The sequence below is a fragment of the Rickettsia argasii T170-B genome, from assembly GCF_000965185.1.
Taxonomy (GTDB): domain Bacteria; phylum Pseudomonadota; class Alphaproteobacteria; order Rickettsiales; family Rickettsiaceae; genus Rickettsia; species Rickettsia rickettsii.
On record NZ_LAOQ01000002.1, the window covers coordinates 151,952 to 170,106 of the forward strand.

Consider the following 18,155-nt stretch of genomic DNA (forward strand, 5'->3'; position numbering starts at 1 on the left):
TTAAAGATTATCAAATTAACAAAACGCCATGCAATATTATTTATATAAAAGTTTTATATAAGACTGTATAAGGTTAAATTAAAGATGAAAACTAAAATATTAAGTCTTGCTAATGAAGAAGTTGGTGAGATTAGCTTAAATGAAGATATATTTGCTGTTGAATTTATCAGAGATGATATAATAAAGCAGGTTATTGATTGGCAGAGAGCTAAGGCAATGTCTGGTAACCACAAAACTAAAACAGTATCAGAAGTATTAGGAACCACAAAAAAACCTTTTAAGCAAAAAGGTACAGGTAATGCAAGACAAGGCTCCCTTAGATCGGTACAGATGCGTGGTGGTGGTGTAGCTCATGGACCTAGAGTACGTAGTCATGCAACGAAATTACCTAAAAAAGTACGAAAACTTGGTTTAATTCATGCTTTATCCGAGAAATGTGCTGAAGGAAAATTATTAGTAATAGATTCTTTAAAGTTAGATAAGCCTAAAACTTCTGCTCTTGTAAATATATTAAACAAATTTCAAGGGAAAAGTTTCTTTGTAATAGACGGAAATGAAGTAGATGTTAATTTTTCTTTAGCTGCAAAAAATATTTATAATACTGTGATTGTTCCACAAATAGGAGCCAATGTTTATGATATAATACGACATGAATATGTCCTATTATCACAAGAAGCAGTGAGCGTTTTAGAAGAGAGGTTAAGATGAGTTCTTATAAATACTACGATTTAATTAGAAAACCTATTATTACAGAAAAAACTACAACCCTTTCGGAACAAAATAAATACGCCTTTTATGTAGATAAATTTGCTGAAAAACTTACCCTTAAAAAGGCTATAGAAGAAATATTTAAAGTAAAAGTAAAAAAAGTGAATATTTTAAACGTTAAAGGTAAGAAGAAAAGATTTAAAGGCATTATAGGGACTCAAATCAATAGAAAGAAAGCTATTGTTACATTAGAAAAAGACCATAATATCGATTTTGCCGGAGGAATTAAATAAATGGCTTTAAAAAACTTTAATCCAATTACTCCTTCTCTTAGAGAATTAGTTCAAGTTGATAAAACTAGTTTATGGAAAGGCAGACCTTTAAAATCTTTAACCAAAGGTATATCTAAAACCGGTGGGCGAAATAATCAAGGTAGAATTACTTCTTGGCACAGAGGTGGAGGACACAAAAAATTATATCGTATTATTGATTTTAAAAGAAATAAAATCGATATTTCTGCTATTGTTGAAAGAATAGAGTATGACCCTAATAGAACTGCTTTTATTGCTTTAATAAAATATGAAGATGGGGAATATTCTTATATTCTAGCACCGCAAAAATTATCTGTAGGTGATAGAGTAATATCAAGTCAAGATGCTGATATAAAAATAGGGAATTGTTTACCTTTAAAATGCATTCCTATCGGTACTACTTTACATAATGTTGAAATGAAAGTTGGTAAGGGCGGTCAAATTGCAAGGTCTGCAGGTACTTCAGTAGATCTAGTGGGTAAAGATTCAGGATATGCTCAGATTAAATTAAGATCAGGTGAATTTAGGTTAGTACCTTTAGATTGTAAAGCTACTATAGGTAGTATATCTAACCCGGATCAAAAAAATATTAATTTAGGCAAAGCAGGTAGAAATAGATGGCTAGGTTGGAGACCGCATGTTAGAGGTGTAGCAATGAATCCTGTAGATCACCCTCATGGCGGTGGTGAAGGTAAAACTTCAGGAGGTCGCCATCCTGTTACTCCTTGGGGATTTCCAACAAAGGGTAAGAAGACACGTAAAAATAAACGTACTTCAAAATTTATCGTAAAGAAAAGAAAATAGATTTTAAATTAATTAGGTATTAGTATGGCACGTTCAATATGGAAAGGGCCTTTTGTAGACGGTTATTTAATAAAGAAAGTTCAAAAATTAATGGAATCAGGTAAATCTGAAATGATTAAAACTTGGTCTAGAAGATCAACGATTTTACCTATTTTTGTAGGGTTTACCTTTTCTGTTCATAATGGAAATAAATTTATTCCGGTTTCTGTAAATGAAGAAATGGTTGGAAGAAAATTAGGTGAGTTTGCTCCTACTAGAACATTTCACGGTCATGGAGCAGATAAAAAAGTCAAAAGAAAATAAAGATTTATATGGTACAGGAAAATAAAAATTTTGCTACGGCACAAGCTAAATCTATTAGAGTAAGTTCAAGGAAGCTCAATTTAGTTGCAGCCTTTATAGAAATATGAAAGTATCTGAAGCATTGGTACAATTAACTTTTTCTCCTAAAAGAATTGCAAAAGTTGTAAAAGATTGTTTACACTCTGCTGTTGCAAATGCTGAAAATAATTTAGGTCTAGATATAGATAGATTGGTTATTACTAAAGCGACTGTAGGTAAGGCTTTAGTAATGAAAAGAGTTATGCCAAGAGCAAAAGGAAGAGCAACTAGAATAAATAAGTTTTTTAGTAATCTTTATATAACTGTTACAGAAAAAGAGGATAATTAAAATGGGGCAGAAAGTTTGTGCACATGGTTTTAGAGTTGGACCGACTTTAATTAAAGGTTGGGATTCCGTATTATATGCAGAAAAACATTATAAAACTCTTTTTATACAAGATTTAAAAATTAGGGATTTAATAAATAAGGGGTTTAATCAAGCTCAAATTAGCAGAGTTTTAATTGAACGTCCTTCTAATAAAAGTATTATAATTAATATTAATGCCAAAAAACCAAATATCATTATCGGTAGAAACGGTAGTGAAATTGATAAGCTAAAAAAAGCTATCGAGAAAATGACTTCTTTAAAAGAAGTTTATATAAATATTCACGAAGTTAGAAAATTTAATATAGATGCTGCTATAGTAGCTCAAACTATAGCACTACAGCTTGAAAAAAGAGTTTCTTTTAGAAAAGCCATGAAAACAGCAATTCAGGCTTCATTTAAACAAGGTGGACAAGGTATCAGGGTTAGTTGTTCAGGACGACTTGGAGGTGCTGAAATTGCTAGAACCGAATGGTATATAGAAGGAAGAATGCCGTTACATACTTTAAGAGCTGATATTGATTATTCAACAGCTGAGGTTATAACTACTTATGGAGTTATAGGGGTTAAAGTGTGGATTTATAAAGGTGAATATACAGAAAATAAAAGATATAATTAATTTTAAGTATTAAAATGTTAGCTCCGAAAAAACAAAAATTTAGAAAAGCTCATAAGGGTAGGGTTGCTTCAAAAGCAAAAGCAGGTACGACGCTTGCTTTTGGATCATTTGGTCTAAAATCTATAGATGGTTGGCGTGTTACTGCAAGACAAATAGAAGCAGGAAGAAAAGCTGCTACTAGATGTATGAAAAGGCAAGGAAGATTATGGATTCGCATTTTTCCGGATGTTCCCGTTTCTAAAAAGCCTGCCGAAGTAAGAATGGGTAAAGGTAAAGGTTCTCCTGAATTTTTTGCAGTTAGAGTTTCGCCTGGAAGAATTATGTTTGAAATTGAAGGGGTAGAAGAAAATGTTGCACTTAGAGCTTTGGAGCTTGTAAGTGTAAAATTACCTGTTAGAACAAGGATAGTGAGACGTTATGAATGATTTAAAATTATTAAGAAGTAAGTTATCTACTGAAACAATAGAAGAGCTTTATAAAAACCTTAATCTTTTAAAAAAAGAATTGTTTAATTTAAGATTTCAACAAGCTTTAGGTGATTTAAAAAATACTAGTAGGTTTTCGTTAGTCAAAAAGTCTATAGCACGTATTAAAACTGAATTAACAAAAAGAGCTAATAGTGAGGAATATTAAAATGCCGAAAAGAGTGTTACAAGGCGTGGTTATAAGTTCAAAAGCTGATAAGACGGTTACAGTAAAAGTAGAAAGAAAGTTTAAGCATCCTATTTATAAAAAATTTGTGAAAGTATCTAAAAAATATGCTGCTCATGATTCAGAAAATAAATATCAAGAAGGAGATAAAGTTAGTATAATTGAAAGTCGGCCTATCTCAAAAACCAAAACATGGGTAGTGGTAAATGGGGAATAAAGTTTTTTAATCTTTGACTTTATAAGGTAGATTGTTTATTTTATTGCTCGTGTATAAAAAATTGGAAGTAGTTTATGATTCAAATGCAGAGCATCTTGGAAGTTGCAGATAATTCCGGTGCTAAAAAAGTTATGTGTATTAAAGTTTTAGGTGGCTCTCACCATATGGTGGCAAAGCTGGGTGATGTTATAGTTGTATCTGTTAAAGACGCTATACCCGGTGGTAAGGTTAAAAAGGGTGATGTTTATAAAGGTGTGATTGTTCGTACAAAGACTGGAGTAGTAAGACCTGACGGTAGTACAATAAAATTTGATAAAAACTCATTAGTGCTTTTGAATAAACAAGATGAACCTATCGGTACTAGAGTTTTTGGTCCTGTTACAAGAGAACTTAGAGCGAAAAAATATGTTAGAATAATGTCGCTTGCAGAGGAAGTGTTATAAATGATTAAATTAAAAGTAAAAAAAGGTGATGAAGTTGTTGTTATTACCGGAAAGCACAAAGGAAAAAAAGGTAAAATATTAAAAGTTTTCCCGGAGGACAGTAAAGTAATTGTTTCTGGAGTAAATTTAGTAAAAAAGCATACTAAAGCTAATCAAATGAGTGAAGGCGGGATAATAACTAAAGAATTACCTATACATATCTCAAATATTGCACACATCGATCCAAAAACCGGTAACCCTACCAAGGTAGCTTTTAAATTCTTAGAAGACGGTTCTAAGGTTAGAGTAGCAAAGAAATCAGGGGAAATTATTGGTAAGGAAGGTAAATAATGTTAAGATTTAAAGAATTATATCAGCAAAAAATTATTGAAAACTTACAAAAAAATTTTTCTTATAAAAATAAACACGAAATACCGCAAATTAAGAAAATTGTTATAAATATGGGAGTAGGGGAAGCAACAGCCGATTCCAAAGTAATTAATAATGCAGTAAATGATCTTACTTTGATTTCCGGTCAGAAGCCGGTTGTAACGTTAGCAAGAAAATCTATTGCAACTTTTAAGTTACGCGAAAATATGAAAATAGGTTGCAAGGTTACATTACGTAAAGATAGAATGTATGATTTTTTAGAGAGGTTAGTAATTGTTGCATTACCCCGTGTTAAGGAATTTCGCGGTTTTTCTTATAAAAGTTTTGATGGTAAAGGGAATTTTACTTTTGGATTAAAAGAGCAGATAGTTTTTCCTGAAATTAATTACGATAAAATCGATACAATAAGAGGTATGGATATTACAATCGTTACATCTGCTAAAACAGATCAAGAAAGTAAATTTTTGTTATTAGGGTTTAATTTACCTTTTTATAATTAATTTTTAGGATATATATAATGGCAAAAGTAAGTTCTATAAAAAAGAACGAAAGTAGGAAAAAAAAATCACAAAGTTTACATAATAAACGTTTAGCACTAAAAAGTAAAATTTATGATAAAAATATTTCATTAGAAGAGCGTTTTGCTTTGGTAATGTCACTTGCACAATTACCTAGAAATTCATCATCTACTAGAATAAGAAATAGATGTGAGCTTACAGGTAGGCCAAGAGGTGTTACAAGAAAGTTTGGTATATCGAGGAATAAGCTTAGAGAATTAATAGGCAGAGGCTTAGTTCCCGGTGTAGTTAAGTCAAGTTGGTAAAAAGTCGATAGGTAAATCATATGTCAATGACGGATAATGTAGCAGATATGTTAACTAGAATTAGAAATGCTTATAAAAGCAAATTGATAAATGTTTCTTTCCCTAGTTCTAAAATTAAAACTTCAATTTTAGATGTTTTGCAAAAAGAAGGTTATATAAAAGATTATATAACGACTCAAAAAAATAATATTAGTTATACTGAGGTAGCTTTAAAATACTCTGTTAATGGCGATGCTTCTATATGCGAAATTCATAGAGTATCAAAGCCTGGAAAAAGAGTATATTCTGCTATTAAAGATTTGAAAGGATATTATAATAATATGGGTATATATATTCTTTCTACTCCTTACGGTGTTATGTCTGATAGAGAAGCTCATATTAAAAATGTCGGCGGCGAAGTAATTTGTAAAGTATTTTAAGGTAAAAAAATGTCACGTGTTGGAAAATTGCCAATTACTATACCTGAAGGTGTAAAAATTGATTTAAATGATTTAGAAGTAAAAATATCCGGACCTAAAGGCGAATTATCAAAAACTTTTAAAGGTAATATAGCAATTTCATTGGCAGAAAATAAGCTTTTAGTAAAACCTTTAGCCGCCAATAAAAATGCACGTGCTATGTGGGGTACTGCAAGAAGCATAATATCAAATATGGTTACCGGCGTTAAAGAAGGTTTTAAGCTTAAACTCGAAATTAACGGAGTCGGTTACAGGGCGATGGTAAAAGGTAAATATTTAAATTTAATGCTTGCTAAAAGCCATAATACAAAAATTGAAATACCTTCAGGTATTAAAATAGAGATGCCTAAGCAAAACATTATTATTCTTGAGGGAACAGATAAAGAAAAATTAGGACAATTTGCTTCAATTATTATAAAACAGAGACCACCTGAGCCTTATAAAGGAAAAGGAATTAAATTTGAAAATCAATTTATACCGCGTAAAGAAGGTAAGAAAAATTAAATTTAAGAGTTAAATATGCGTAGTGCTAAGCTAAAATTTGAAAAAAGAAGAAGTAGAATAAGACATAAAATATCTAAAACATCTAATAGAGTTAGATTATCAATATTTAAGTCAGGTAGACATATATATGCACAAATTATTGATGATTCTAAGTCTATAACGATTGCTGCTGCTTCAACTTTAGATGAGAAAATAAAAAAATTAAAAAAATCTCATTGTAATATTGAAAATGCTATAAAAGTAGGCGAAGAAATAGCAAAAAAAGCTGATTCTGCAGGGATAAAAGACGTAGTGTTTGATAGAGGCGGATATAAGTATCACGGTGTTGTAAAAGCTCTAGCTGATGCAGCTAGAGAGAAAATAAAATTTTAGGTTATAAGGTTGTAGTAATGTCTAAAGTTAAAAAAAATGACGAGACTTTAAGTGAAGTTTTAGTTGATGTAAATAGAGTTACAAAAGTAGTAAAAGGCGGTAGAAGCTTTGCTTTTTCTGCTTATGTAGTGGTCGGTGATAAAGCCGGCAGAGTCGGAGCGGGACACGGAAAAGCTAAAGAAGTAAATGAAGCTCGAGGCAAGGCAAAACAAGCCGCTAAAAAGAGAATGATGAAAGTGCCGTTATATCAAAATAGGACTATTCACCATGACGTTGTCGGTAAAAGTGGAGCTGCTAAAGTGATTTTAAGAAGAGCTAAAGCAGGTACAGGCGTTATAGCCGGAGGATCTATGAGAGCAATTTTTGACTCTTTAGGCGTTCATGATATTGTTGCTAAATCAATAGGTTCAACGAATGTTTACGCAATGATTTCTGCAACATTTGATGCATTAAATAAACTTGCATCACCAAAATCTATTGCTATGAGAAGAGATAAAAAAGTAAATGAAATATCTGTAAAATCTGCTGACATTCAAGTTAATGAATAATGTTGCGTAAGTAAGGTGAAGTTATGAATAATAAGATCAATAATATAAAAATTACTCAAGTTCAAAGTGCTATAGGTCGTAAGTATGATCAAAGATTGATATTAGTTGGGCTTGGTTTAAACAAAATTAATAAGAGCGTTATTCTTGCAAATACTAATTCAATCAAAGGGATGGTTAAAAAAGTAAAGCATTTGTTAAAAATAGAAAATATGTAATTAGAGTTTTTAAATGAAATTAAATGAATTATATAATAATATAGGTGCTAAAAAAAATAAGAAAAGAATAGCACGCGGTATTGGTAGTGGTAAAGGAAAAACCGGTGGTAGAGGAATTAAAGGTCAAAAATCTAGATCCGGCGTTGCAATAAAAGGTTTTGAAGGTGGTCAAACACCTATGATCAAAAGACTACCTAAAAGAGGTTTTAATTGTATTTCAACTAAAAAATACAATATAATAAATATTTATAATATTGAAGAAGCATTAGCCGATGGGCGTTTAAGTGCTAATGATACTATTACGAAAGAAAAATTGGTAGAAGCCAGAGTAGTGAATAATAAAAATAATAAGAAATTAGTGAAATTATTATCTATTTGTAGTGATGATTTTGCTGCTCCTCTATCATTAAAATTAGATGCCTATTCTTCTAAAGCTAAGGATTTAATCGAGAAAGTAGGTGGAAAATTATTATAGTATATGGGGCAGAATTTTTCTAAAAAATCCGGTAATGATTTAGTTAGTCGTATTGTTTTTACTATTCTCATTCTTATAGTATGTAGATTTGGGTCTTTTATACCTATACCTGGTATAGATTCAATTGCTTTAAGTAGTGTGGCTGCAAAGAATCAATCCGGAATACTCGGAATGTTTAATATGCTATCCGGAGGATCGCTAGGTAGAATGTCCATTTTTGCTTTAGCAATTATGCCGTATATTACCGCCTCAATTATTATCCAATTAATGTCAGTTGCATATAAACCTTTGGAAAATTTAAAAAAAGAAGGGGAAGTCGGCAAAAGAAAAGTAAATCAGCTATCGAGATATTTAACGGTTCTGTTGGCTTCTTTTCAGGCTTATGGAGTTGCTATAAGTTTAGAGTCGATTGTAACCAATACCGGTCCTGTAGTAATTTTAGCGGGTTTTTTCTTTAGAGTTACAACCGTAATTACTTTAGTTGTAGGCACGATGCTATTAATGTGGTTAGGAGAACAAATTACACAACGCGGAATAGGTAATGGTACGTCTTTAATTATATTTATAGGTATAATTTCGGGAGTACCTAGTGCTATTATTAGTGTGTTTGAATTATCAAGAAAAGGAGCATTATCGCCTTTAATAGCGATAGCTGTTTGTATTGGAGTAGTTGTATTAATAGCTATAATTATATTTTTTGAAAAAGCCCAAAGAAAATTATTGGTGCAGTATCCTAAAAGACAAGTAGGAAATAAAATTTATGGAGGCGAAGCAACCCATATGCCTCTCAAGTTAAATACTTCTGGTGTAATACCCCCAATATTTGCTAGTTCAATTTTACTATTTCCTGCTACGCTTGCTAATTTTTCTAATAGTAATTCAGAAACTATGGGCATGCTTACTTATTACTTAGGGCATGGAAAACCTGTATATATTTTATTATATGTAGCATTAATTATGTTTTTTAGTTTTTTTTATACTGCAATAGTATTTAATTCTGAAGAAACTGCTAATAATTTAAGAAAATACGGTGCTTATATTCCAGGTAAAAGACCAGGAAAAAATACGTCTGATTATTTTGATTATATACTTACAAGGCTTACGGTTATAGGTGGGATATATTTAAGTGTAATATGTGTAATTCCGGAGCTATTAATGAATAAATATGTAATCTCTCTTTCTTTAGGAGGTACGAGTTTTTTAATTGTAGTGAACGTGGTACTTGATACTATGACTCAGATTCAAACTTACTTATTTAGTAGTAAGTATGAAGGTTTAATGAAGAAAGTAAAATTAAAAAATTCAAAATGAGCTTAAATAGTGATAGTAATTTTTTTAGGTCCTCCAGGAGCGGGAAAGGGCACACAAGGAAAAAAGATAGCTAAAAAAATTGATTTACCACATATAGCAATCGGTGATATATTTAGAACAATTATTAAAACATCCACTAGTGAAGCAGAGTTAATTAATAATTATGTGAAGCAAGGGGAGCTTATCCCTAATGAAATAGTGAATCAAGTAATCAAAAATTTTTTATTATCCTCTGAATATAAAAACGGCTACATATTAGATGGATATCCGCGTAATTTAGAGCAAGCAAAATTTTTTGAATCATTTATTAAAGAAAAAATTAAAATAATATATTTTGATGTTTCAGATGAATTATTAATTAAAAGAATTTTAGGAAGATATAGTTGTAAAAATTGCGGTAAAATATATAATAGTTACTTCTTGCAGCCTAAAACTGATAATGTATGTGATGTTTGTGGTTCAAGTACATTTGATTATAGAAAAGACGATAATGAAGAAGTAATAAAAAAAAGAATTGAAGTATATAAAACAGAAACATATCCGTTAATAGATTATTATAAAAATAGTGGTAATTTTTATATAGTTCATGGAAGTAAAAATGAACACGAAATAGAAATTGATATACAGAAAATACTAAAAATAAATTGACTTTATCAAAGATTTTTATATTATTTTTTAGTTACCAGTAAAATTTTGGAGATTATTTGTGGCAAGAATTGCAAGTGTTAATATTCCTGATAATAAACGTTTAGTTGTGAGTTTAACTTACATTTACGGTCTTGGGCCTACTATGGCAGCAGAGATTTGTAATAAAGCAAAAATATCGAAAGATAAAAAAGTGAAAGAACTGACAGATCAAGAGTTAATAAGCTTACGTAATATTATTGAAAGTGAGTATAAAGTTGAGGGTGATTTAAGACGAGAAGTTACGCTTAATATTAAGAAAAAGAAAGATATAAGATGTTATCAAGGACTTAGACATATACGTAAGTTGCCGGTGAGAGGACAGAATACGCATTCTAATGCTCGAACTAGAAAAGGTAAAGCTATTGCGATAGCCGGAAAGAAAAAAGCTGTAAAATAATAGTTTAAGTATAGAGTATAAATAATGAATCAGACGGTTAAAGTTAAGAAAAAGAAAAAAACTATCACTCTTGGTGTTGTGCATATCCGAGCATCATTTAATAATACTATAGTAACATTTACTGATATCCAAGGTAATACTATTTCTTCTGCATCGGCAGGAGGTAATGGGTTTAAAGGGGCAAGAAAAGCAACACCTTATGCAGCTCAAGTAACAATTGATAGAGCATCGGAAAAAGCAAAAGAATATGGTCTAAAAACTATTTCTATTAGGATTGGAGGACCGGGGGCTCAGCGTGAATCAGCAATGAGAGCTTTATTCGGACAAAATTTTGTGGTTACATCAATTTTAGATGTATCGTCAATTGCTCATAATGGAGTAAGACCGCCAAAAAGAAGAAGAGTATAAGAGAATCATAGGTATTAAATGTTATCGTTAAGTAAAAATTGGAATACTTTAATCAAGCCGAATAAAGTCGCGTATGAAAATTTTCCAGAAACCAATAATAAAGCTAAAATTGTAGTTGAACCTTTAGAAAGAGGTTTTGGTTTAACACTCGGTAATGCTATGAGAAGAGTATTACTTTCTTCTTTACAAGGAGCAGCTATCACTTCTATAAAGATCCCTGCTATAGAACATGAATTTTCTTCTATACCCGGTGTAAAAGAAGATGTATCGGAAATGATTTTAAACATTAAAGGTATTGAAGTAAAAATGCATGTTGCAGAAAAACGTATCATGAAATTAAAAGCAACAGGACCTTGTGTTGTAACGGCCGGTATGATTGAAACAGGTCATGATGTAGAAATACTGAATCCGGATCATGTAATTTGTGATCTAGCTAAGGACAAGCAGCTTGAAATGGAATTAACTTGCAAGGTTGGTAAAGGATATGTACTGAGCACAAATAGTTATGAGGATAATTTACCTATTGGTGAAATAGCTATAGATGCTTTATTTAATCCAGTAAAGAGTGTTACTTATAGGGTAGAAAATACTAGGGTAGGTCAGGTTACCGATTATGATAAATTAATTATGTTTGTAGAAACTAACGGTGATGTATTACCTGAAATGGCTGTAGGTTTAGCTGCACGTATTTTACAGGAGCAATTACAATTATTTATTTCTTTTGAAGAACAGGAAGAAGATAAGCAAGTTAAAACTGATGCTTTACCATTTTCACCTTATTTACTTAAGAGAGTTGATGAATTGGAATTATCGGTTAGATCTGCAAATTGTTTGAAAAATGATAATATAATATATATAGGGGATCTAGTAAAAAGAACGGAATCCGATATGCTGAGAACTCCAAATTTCGGTAGAAAATCTTTAAATGAGATTAAAGAAATATTGGCAAAATTTAATTTAAGATTCGGTATGGATGTACCGGATTGGCCACCGGAAAATATTCAGGAATTATCTAAACGTTATGAAGATTCTTATAATTAAGGACTAAAAAATGCGACATAAAATTAAAGGTAGAAAGTTAAATGTAACAAGTAGTCATCGGCAAGCAATGCTCGCTAATATGGTTGTAGCACTTGTAACCCATGAACAAATTAAAACTACTTTACCAAAAGCTAAGGAATTAAGACCTTATATTGAAACTCTAATTACTAAAGCTAAAAAAGCTGATTTAACGGTAAGAAGAAGCGTTTTATCAAAAATAAAAGACAAAACAGCAGTAGAAAAGCTTATAAATATTTTAGGTACCAGATATAAAGATAGACCTGGCGGTTATACTAGAATAATAAAAGCCGGATTCCGTTATGGTGATTTAGCACCGATAGCATATATTGAATTTGTAGATAGAGATATTAATGCTAAAGGAAATATACAGCAAGATGCTAATGAAGAAATTAAAAATTAAAATATAAGGGACTCGGTAATGGCTAATCATTCTTCAGCAAAAAAAGCTGCTAGACAAACAGTAAAAAGAACTCTAATCAATAAAAAACGATCTAGTGCAATAAAAACTTTTATAAAGAAAGTTGTACATGAAATCAGTCTTGGTAATAAAGAAAATGCTAACATAGCTTTATCTGTTGCTCAGTCTAAGATAATGCAAGGTGTGAAAAAAAATATAATTAAATTAAATACCGCCTCAAGAAAAATCAGCAGATTATCAAGGCAAATAAAAAGTTTGAAAGTAAATAACACTCTATAGTAATTTAAAAGCAAAAACTAATAAAATTTTGCTAAATTATTTTATATACTTCTTATGAATTATAAATGATGTTATTTTACTAATTAATAAAAAATATGGGCGATTAGCTCAGCTGGTAGAGTATCTCGTTTACACCGAGAGTGTCGGCGGTTCGAGTCCGTCATCGCCCACCAATCAAAAGTTTTTAGTATTTCAACGAAAATATCAAACAATGAATGAAGCTTAAACTCAAGTTTTTCAGTTTTAAATGTTACAATAGTTAAACCTATCAAGAAAAACAGTATCTTTGTGAAATGGCATTTCTAACTAAGTATATATTAGTTAATAATTTAATGCCATTGCTAGAAAATTACAAAGTAATTGACGAAATAATCCAGTACAAAAATACTAAATTTGAGCATTTTTTAGTACTTTTTCTAAATTCCCAGGTTCTTTATAGTTATAGTTTTTTATTGTGTAAATCAGGAAACACGTGCAGTGTCATACAATAGACCTCTTCGGAAATTCTACTTCTAGAGGTAATTTGTACGTCGATCCTTACCACTCATTCTCACATACTAGTATGTACGCTTCGGTTCAAAGTGAAGTGTCTCTTTCAAATTCCTCTCTAAATCCTTATTTCTGAAGAAGTCTAATAAAGTTTACGTTAATTCGTTGACAAGAAGAAAACGAGAAGAGATTGATATAGCTAGGGTTAAATAAAAATGGTATGCTGTTAATTTGTCATCCCGTGGCTTGACCACGGGATCCAAAACTTTTTCAGGTTTTCTGGATACCGGGAACAAGTCCCGGTATGACAGTTTATATCTGTTTTATCTTGCTTTAGCCATAGTTACGTATTAATATTATAAATTACTTGGTTTATTGTTTTTGGAACCTACGGTCAAGCGAACTAGGATGATATGGGCGGAATCGATCCGCGTAATAATGCTATATCGTGGTCAACAAGCCATGGTATGACACTGAATAACATTTTCTGATTCATACGAGTTTTTAGAATCTTTCATATACAGCATAATTCATAAAGCTTGATACAAGCAAATTTTGTACTATCGCCTTTGCTCATATATTAATATACGCCTAGTTCGCTCGCCTTGAAATTTATCTTGTCGGAACCTTTCTGAATTCTACTGTAATTCTTTTCCGCATTATTTATTACTTTTGCCGTTATTTTTACTAGATTTTCAAAAAAAATAGCAAAGTATAAATTGCACGAGGAAGTGGAAGTTAAAGCAGCTAATAAAGTAAAATGATAGTTGTTTAAATACAATGTAACCAAAAACTATTAATCTATTTAAAAGTTAAAAAATTGTTTATTATTACAATTTTAACTTTTGCTTTAATTGTAATCAACTATTATTAACAAAAAATAAGAAATAACTTTTATGGAAGATATAAGCTCTTGGAAAAAAAAAGTTTGCAATTTGTGTTTTGAAGTTGGTGTTTTGCATTTGCAAATACAGGAGTTTCCTATAAAGTAGTTCGTGCAGTTAGTCCAATCACGGCAATAACTTCTCCCATCCAAAAGGCTATACGCCAACTAAAAACTATAGCTGGTAACTATAGATGCTATACCGAGTGCTGCAACGCCTACTACAGTAGATGCTGCGACAATCATAGCCACGCTTGAATATTGAGTAGGAGGTTTTGTGATTTCGGTTAAGTAAATTTGAGCCCCTATAATCTCGCCCATTGATGAGATCCCTTGAGTAACTCTACATAATAGTAGCAGCTATACCTATTGCTGAGTAAGGAGCAAGAGTTGTTGTAATAGTAATTGCCATAATATCTGTGGTGATAATAACAGTTGCTTTTTCTGCCTATATTGTCACCAATCCAACCAAATATTATATAGCCCCTACCGGTCTAAAAACGAAAGTAGAACAAAACGCAAAAGCATTAAGAAGTGAATTAACAAAAGGATCATACTTAGGAAAAAAATAAATCATTTAAAAGTATTGCTATATGCACGTAAAGCATTAGGTCAAAATACTCAAGAAATATAACAATAGATAAAAATAGTCCTATTGCTTCTTTTTGATTACGGGCTAAACTTTTTTGCTCTTTTGCGTAACTTCACATACTTTTTTACAGATTAGTTAAAATTAATAAAGAACTATACTGTTTTATATAAAAATAAAAGTCAATTTAACAAAATTAGATTTTATAGCATTGCTAACTCAAGACAGGTGTCGTAATGAGCTGAGCGACTGAAAGGAGCATATCAATCTAAAAAAATAATAATAAATTCTAGTTTACAGAGTTTTTAACTAGATTGCTTAGTCAATATACTTTGTAATTTCCTTGCAATGGCGTTAATTTATTAAATAAATCTATCTTTATTTAGCAATGCCAATAAATTTCTAATTTAATACTTGCAATTTATCTTATAATTACTTATATTCAGATTCAGATCCGCTTAGATTAAAAAGCACTAAGGCGTTTTATATGTAATTAATTTTGATCCCCTTAAACTTTTTACATTAAAACGCCGTTATTTTATTTAAGCGGGTGTAGCTCAGGGGTAGAGCGCTACCTTGCCAAGGTTGAAGTCGAGGGTTCGAATCCCTTCACCCGCTCCACTGATTTTGTTCGTTTTATGTCATTCCCGCGTAGGCGGGAATGACATAGAGCATGTTTTTCGAGCTAAGCAACAACGCCCTTTTGCAAATGACATCAGTAAGTTTATCATAAATTCAATCTTCCAAACCATATTTTTTCTTAATATCTTCTAATGAGATTACTTCTTCTCTTTTTTCTATACGAGACAAAGCAATTAATAAATCTGCTTTTTCTTCTATATAACTTTCTATTGCTTTACGTATAATATATCCTTTTGGTCTATCGATTTCCTTAGCAACATTAGAAAGTATAATATCTAGTTCATTAGTAGTATTTATAACTGTCATAAAAATGGCCATTTATCGGTTTTGTAATAACTTATATTAGTATAAAATACATTTAAATATATTTTATATTATTATTTTACCCTTGCATTAAAGCTATTAGGTAGCTATTTTTATTTTATTAGACTTAGGTGCATAACCTATCTTATAAAGAGAAATTTTAAGGAAACACGGCACGCAGCACCGCAGCGTACAAAAAGGGACGTGAGATGCGAGTACCGGATTGATGTATACCGCAGATACTTCAAAAGTTGGAAGCCAAATAAGTGGTGAGCCTGCGGAGCGTAGCAAACTACATGAGCAAAGGCGAAGCCTAAAATTTGACGTACCAAATCTTGAAGTATCTGCGGTATACAAATTACTTTTAGAAAGAGGTTATACAGGAAGGCTATTGCAACAATTAGGAAATTACATATGTCAGCAAATACGCAAGATAATCAGGCAAATAATAACGACACTATAGCAATACAGGAAACTGAGGTAGTGCCCGTAGAAACAAATTCTTTACAATCGGGGTTAACAAGCTTAATACCGATGGTTTTAATTTTTGCTGTATTTTACTTCTTATTATTACGTCCACAAGAAACACGACGCAAAGAAAGAGAGAAATTAGTAAGTGAAGTTAAAAAAGGCGAAGAAGTTCTAACAAATAGCGGCATTTATGGTATTGTGACTAAAATAAGTGAAAATGACAATAATATTGAAATCGAAATAGCTAAAGATGTACGTATTAAAGTTTTAAAAAGTGCTATTATCGATATAACTAGTCGTACACAAGAAGTAGCAGTAAAAAAAGAAAACAACAAAAAAGATAAGAAGGTAAGCGGTGCAAAATCTTCCTAAGTGGAAAATTTTTCTTTCAATTATATGTACGGTTTTTGCAGTTATTTGTGCCTTACCTAATTTCATGCAGGTAAACTCTAAGTTTCTACCTCATGATTCAGTAAATCTAGGACTTGATCTTAGAGGAGGAGCCCATTTATTACTCGATGTTGATTTTGACACCTACTTAAATGATTCAATGGAAAATCTTGCCGACACTTTACGCAAAAATTTTCGTGAGGATAAAATCGGCTATAAAAATCTGTTAGTTAGACAAAATAGCATTCAATTAGAAGTAAGATCGCCTGAGAAATTAAAGCCGTTAAAGAAAATAATTAATAAAATCGATCCAGAAATTATCGCTGAAGTAAATGAAAATAAAATAAAGCTTAGCTACAGCGAATCTAGATTAAATGACTTACTTAATAAGGTAGTAGACCAATCTATTGAGATCGTTCGCATGAGAGTTGATAGTACCGGCACTAAAGAGCCGACCCTACAGAAACAAGGCGATAAGCATATATTACTGCAAGTTCCCGGTGAAGAAAATCCCTCTTACCTGAAGAATATATTAGGGAAAACTGCAAAGCTAACTTTTCATTTAGTTGATGAAAATGCCAATATCGAAGAAGCGGTAAAAGGACATGTTCCAGTAGGTTCAATGCTAGTTAAGGGAGATAACGAAAGTCATGGGGAGTATTATGTCGTTATAAAGAAAAAAGTTGTTTTGGGTGGGGATCAGCTTACAACTGCTTCAGCTTCTTTTGACCAAAATTCGCAAGCGGTAGTTGCTTTTTCTTTCAACAATTTAGGTAGTAAAATATTTGGTGAAATAACTAAAAATAATACCGGTAAACGCCTTGCTATAGTTTTAGACAATAAATTACTAAGTGCTCCAACGATAAACGGAGCGATTATGGGCGGAAGCGGTATAATAACAGGAAATTTTACCGTTGAATCGGCAAATGAGCTTGCACTATTATTGCGAGCCGGTTCGCTTCCTGCCCCACTTAAAATTATTGAAGAGAGAAGTATAGGTCCAAATTTGGGTGCTGATTCTATAGAGTCGGGCAAAAAGGCAGGACTTATAGGATTTATAGCAGTGTGTATATTTATGGTTTGGTCTTACGGTGTGCTTGGTTTATTTGCCAATATAGCCTTAAGCCTTGCATTGTTATATATTTTAGCTTTACTTTCACTTTTCCAAGCTACTTTAACTCTGCCGGGAATTGCAGGAATAATACTCACTATGGGTATGGCTGTTGATGCTAATGTATTGATTTACGAAAGAATTAAAGAGGAACTGCATAAAGGAGTGTCTAATCTTTATGCTATTAGAACCGGTTTTGAATCTGCGTTTGCCACTATCCTTGATGCTAACCTAACTACTTTAATCGTTGCTTTTTTACTTTATATATTTGGAGTAGGTGCAATAAAAGGTTTTGCCGTTGCATTAACGATCGGGATTATATCTTCAATGTTTTCGGCGATTATCATTACTAAATTGTTAATAGATATTTGGGTAAAATATTTTAAACCTAAAAAATTAGGGCTTGTGTAAAAGAGTAGACTTGGTTGTATGGTCTTTTTATGTCATTCCCGCGAAAGCGGGAATCCAGTAACCTTTAATGTCATCCCACAA

Annotated in this window: 30 protein-coding genes, 2 tRNA genes and 1 pseudogene; 31 read left to right on the forward strand and 2 right to left on the reverse strand. The window is 31.5% G+C overall.

Annotated features, from left to right (window positions below):
• The first annotated feature begins 84 nt into the window (after window positions 1–84).
• From rplD to RAT170B_RS03310, 27 genes and pseudogenes are all read left to right on the forward strand, one after another.
• Window positions 85–708, forward strand: a complete 624-nt coding sequence (gene rplD / locus RAT170B_RS03180) for a 50S ribosomal protein L4 (protein ID WP_014014636.1) — start codon at window positions 85–87, stop codon at window positions 706–708.
• Window positions 705–1,001: a 50S ribosomal protein L23 gene (rplW, locus tag RAT170B_RS03185; RefSeq protein ID WP_014120997.1), complete on the forward strand. Its 297-nt coding sequence runs from the start codon at window positions 705–707 to the stop codon at window positions 999–1,001. Before rplD ends, rplW begins: the two co-directional genes overlap by 4 nt.
• Window positions 1,002–1,823, forward strand: coding sequence for a 50S ribosomal protein L2 (gene rplB, locus RAT170B_RS03190; RefSeq protein ID WP_004997791.1), 822 nt, complete (start codon window positions 1,002–1,004; stop codon window positions 1,821–1,823).
• 24 nt (window positions 1,824–1,847) lie between these two features.
• Window positions 1,848–2,126: a 30S ribosomal protein S19 gene (rpsS, locus tag RAT170B_RS03195; protein ID WP_008580964.1), complete on the forward strand. Its 279-nt coding sequence runs from the start codon at window positions 1,848–1,850 to the stop codon at window positions 2,124–2,126.
• Between the two features lie 8 nt (window positions 2,127–2,134).
• Window positions 2,135–2,493 (forward strand): annotated as a pseudogene (rplV, locus tag RAT170B_RS03200) (50S ribosomal protein L22).
• Window position 2,494: 1 nt separating this feature from the next.
• Window positions 2,495–3,148, forward strand: a complete 654-nt coding sequence (gene rpsC / locus RAT170B_RS03205) for a 30S ribosomal protein S3 (protein ID WP_045805597.1) — start codon at window positions 2,495–2,497, stop codon at window positions 3,146–3,148.
• 14 nt (window positions 3,149–3,162) lie between these two features.
• Window positions 3,163–3,573 (forward strand): 50S ribosomal protein L16, encoded by a 411-nt coding sequence (gene rplP, locus RAT170B_RS03210; protein ID WP_045805598.1) that lies wholly within the window; start codon window positions 3,163–3,165, stop codon window positions 3,571–3,573.
• The gene (gene rpmC, locus RAT170B_RS03215) at window positions 3,566–3,781 is read left to right on the forward strand and encodes a 50S ribosomal protein L29 (RefSeq protein ID WP_004997809.1); all 216 of its coding nucleotides are present in this window, start codon (window positions 3,566–3,568) and stop codon (window positions 3,779–3,781) included. The genes rplP and rpmC overlap by 8 nt, the downstream gene beginning before the upstream one ends.
• A gap of 1 nt (window position 3,782) precedes the next feature.
• Window positions 3,783–4,016 (forward strand): 30S ribosomal protein S17, encoded by a 234-nt coding sequence (gene rpsQ, locus RAT170B_RS03220; protein ID WP_004997812.1) that lies wholly within the window; start codon window positions 3,783–3,785, stop codon window positions 4,014–4,016.
• Window positions 4,017–4,090: 74 nt separating this feature from the next.
• Window positions 4,091–4,459, forward strand: coding sequence for a 50S ribosomal protein L14 (gene rplN / locus RAT170B_RS03225; protein ID WP_045805599.1), 369 nt, complete (start codon window positions 4,091–4,093; stop codon window positions 4,457–4,459).
• A complete protein-coding gene (gene rplX, locus RAT170B_RS03230) occupies window positions 4,460–4,789 on the forward strand; it encodes a 50S ribosomal protein L24 (RefSeq protein ID WP_014014629.1) in 330 nt (109 codons plus the stop codon).
• Window positions 4,789–5,328, forward strand: coding sequence for a 50S ribosomal protein L5 (rplE, locus tag RAT170B_RS03235; protein ID WP_052691972.1), 540 nt, complete (start codon window positions 4,789–4,791; stop codon window positions 5,326–5,328). Before rplX ends, rplE begins: the two co-directional genes overlap by 1 nt.
• Window positions 5,329–5,345: 17 nt before the next feature.
• The gene (gene rpsN, locus RAT170B_RS03240; protein ID WP_014014628.1) at window positions 5,346–5,651 is read left to right on the forward strand and encodes a 30S ribosomal protein S14; all 306 of its coding nucleotides are present in this window, start codon (window positions 5,346–5,348) and stop codon (window positions 5,649–5,651) included.
• A gap of 20 nt (window positions 5,652–5,671) precedes the next feature.
• On the forward strand, window positions 5,672–6,070 hold the full coding sequence (gene rpsH, locus RAT170B_RS03245; RefSeq protein WP_010977581.1) for a 30S ribosomal protein S8: 399 nt from the start codon (window positions 5,672–5,674) through the stop codon (window positions 6,068–6,070).
• 9 nt (window positions 6,071–6,079) lie between these two features.
• A complete protein-coding gene (gene rplF / locus RAT170B_RS03250; protein WP_014014627.1) occupies window positions 6,080–6,613 on the forward strand; it encodes a 50S ribosomal protein L6 in 534 nt (177 codons plus the stop codon).
• Between the two features lie 15 nt (window positions 6,614–6,628).
• Window positions 6,629–6,985 (forward strand): 50S ribosomal protein L18, encoded by a 357-nt coding sequence (gene rplR / locus RAT170B_RS03255; protein ID WP_004997824.1) that lies wholly within the window; start codon window positions 6,629–6,631, stop codon window positions 6,983–6,985.
• A 17-nt stretch (window positions 6,986–7,002) separates the two neighbouring features.
• On the forward strand, window positions 7,003–7,533 hold the full coding sequence (rpsE, locus tag RAT170B_RS03260; RefSeq protein WP_014014625.1) for a 30S ribosomal protein S5: 531 nt from the start codon (window positions 7,003–7,005) through the stop codon (window positions 7,531–7,533).
• A 23-nt stretch (window positions 7,534–7,556) separates the two neighbouring features.
• Window positions 7,557–7,748, forward strand: a complete 192-nt coding sequence (gene rpmD, locus RAT170B_RS03265) for a 50S ribosomal protein L30 (protein ID WP_014014624.1) — start codon at window positions 7,557–7,559, stop codon at window positions 7,746–7,748.
• Between the two features lie 13 nt (window positions 7,749–7,761).
• Complete coding sequence (gene rplO / locus RAT170B_RS03270) at window positions 7,762–8,223, forward strand: 50S ribosomal protein L15 (protein ID WP_014014623.1); 462 nt, start codon at window positions 7,762–7,764, stop codon at window positions 8,221–8,223.
• A 3-nt stretch (window positions 8,224–8,226) separates the two neighbouring features.
• Entirely contained in the window at window positions 8,227–9,534 is a 1,308-nt protein-coding gene (gene secY / locus RAT170B_RS03275) for a preprotein translocase subunit SecY (RefSeq protein WP_014120989.1), read from the forward strand.
• A 9-nt stretch (window positions 9,535–9,543) separates the two neighbouring features.
• Window positions 9,544–10,182 (forward strand): adenylate kinase, encoded by a 639-nt coding sequence (locus tag RAT170B_RS03280; protein WP_014014621.1) that lies wholly within the window; start codon window positions 9,544–9,546, stop codon window positions 10,180–10,182.
• A 58-nt stretch (window positions 10,183–10,240) separates the two neighbouring features.
• The gene (gene rpsM / locus RAT170B_RS03285) at window positions 10,241–10,618 is read left to right on the forward strand and encodes a 30S ribosomal protein S13 (RefSeq protein WP_008580923.1); all 378 of its coding nucleotides are present in this window, start codon (window positions 10,241–10,243) and stop codon (window positions 10,616–10,618) included.
• A 24-nt stretch (window positions 10,619–10,642) separates the two neighbouring features.
• Window positions 10,643–11,026: a 30S ribosomal protein S11 gene (gene rpsK / locus RAT170B_RS03290; RefSeq protein WP_008580920.1), complete on the forward strand. Its 384-nt coding sequence runs from the start codon at window positions 10,643–10,645 to the stop codon at window positions 11,024–11,026.
• Window positions 11,027–11,044: 18 nt separating this feature from the next.
• The gene (locus RAT170B_RS03295; protein WP_045805601.1) at window positions 11,045–12,067 is read left to right on the forward strand and encodes a DNA-directed RNA polymerase subunit alpha; all 1,023 of its coding nucleotides are present in this window, start codon (window positions 11,045–11,047) and stop codon (window positions 12,065–12,067) included.
• Window positions 12,068–12,077: 10 nt separating this feature from the next.
• Window positions 12,078–12,488, forward strand: a complete 411-nt coding sequence (rplQ, locus tag RAT170B_RS03300; RefSeq protein ID WP_014014618.1) for a 50S ribosomal protein L17 — start codon at window positions 12,078–12,080, stop codon at window positions 12,486–12,488.
• An 18-nt stretch (window positions 12,489–12,506) separates the two neighbouring features.
• Window positions 12,507–12,785, forward strand: a complete 279-nt coding sequence (gene rpsT, locus RAT170B_RS03305) for a 30S ribosomal protein S20 (protein ID WP_004997845.1) — start codon at window positions 12,507–12,509, stop codon at window positions 12,783–12,785.
• A 97-nt stretch (window positions 12,786–12,882) separates the two neighbouring features.
• Window positions 12,883–12,958: transfer RNA gene (locus RAT170B_RS03310), tRNA-Val, on the forward strand.
• Between the two features lie 1,367 nt (window positions 12,959–14,325).
• On the opposite strand, the gene RAT170B_RS03315 is transcribed toward RAT170B_RS03310, so the two are convergent.
• Complete coding sequence (locus RAT170B_RS03315) at window positions 14,326–14,478, reverse strand: MFS transporter (protein WP_261368672.1); 153 nt, start codon at window positions 14,476–14,478, stop codon at window positions 14,326–14,328.
• A gap of 814 nt (window positions 14,479–15,292) precedes the next feature.
• On the opposite strand from RAT170B_RS03315, the gene RAT170B_RS03320 reads away from it, so the two are divergent.
• Window positions 15,293–15,367 (forward strand) — tRNA-Gly (locus RAT170B_RS03320).
• 114 nt (window positions 15,368–15,481) lie between these two features.
• Here the strand turns inward: RAT170B_RS03320 and RAT170B_RS03325 are convergent.
• The gene (locus RAT170B_RS03325) at window positions 15,482–15,706 is read right to left on the reverse strand and encodes an antitoxin (protein ID WP_045805602.1); all 225 of its coding nucleotides are present in this window, start codon (window positions 15,704–15,706) and stop codon (window positions 15,482–15,484) included.
• A gap of 208 nt (window positions 15,707–15,914) precedes the next feature.
• On the opposite strand from RAT170B_RS03325, the gene RAT170B_RS08555 reads away from it, so the two are divergent.
• Genes RAT170B_RS08555 through secD form a run of 3 tightly spaced genes read left to right on the forward strand, consistent with a single transcriptional unit; the run spans window position 15,915 to window position 18,074 of the window.
• Window positions 15,915–16,154 (forward strand): palindromic element RPE5 domain-containing protein, encoded by a 240-nt coding sequence (locus tag RAT170B_RS08555; protein WP_014014539.1) that lies wholly within the window; start codon window positions 15,915–15,917, stop codon window positions 16,152–16,154.
• Complete coding sequence (gene yajC, locus RAT170B_RS03330; RefSeq protein WP_014014540.1) at window positions 16,106–16,534, forward strand: preprotein translocase subunit YajC; 429 nt, start codon at window positions 16,106–16,108, stop codon at window positions 16,532–16,534. The genes RAT170B_RS08555 and yajC overlap by 49 nt, the downstream gene beginning before the upstream one ends.
• On the forward strand, window positions 16,518–18,074 hold the full coding sequence (gene secD / locus RAT170B_RS03335) for a protein translocase subunit SecD (RefSeq protein WP_014014541.1): 1,557 nt from the start codon (window positions 16,518–16,520) through the stop codon (window positions 18,072–18,074). Before yajC ends, secD begins: the two co-directional genes overlap by 17 nt.
• Window positions 18,075–18,155 lie beyond the last annotated feature (81 nt).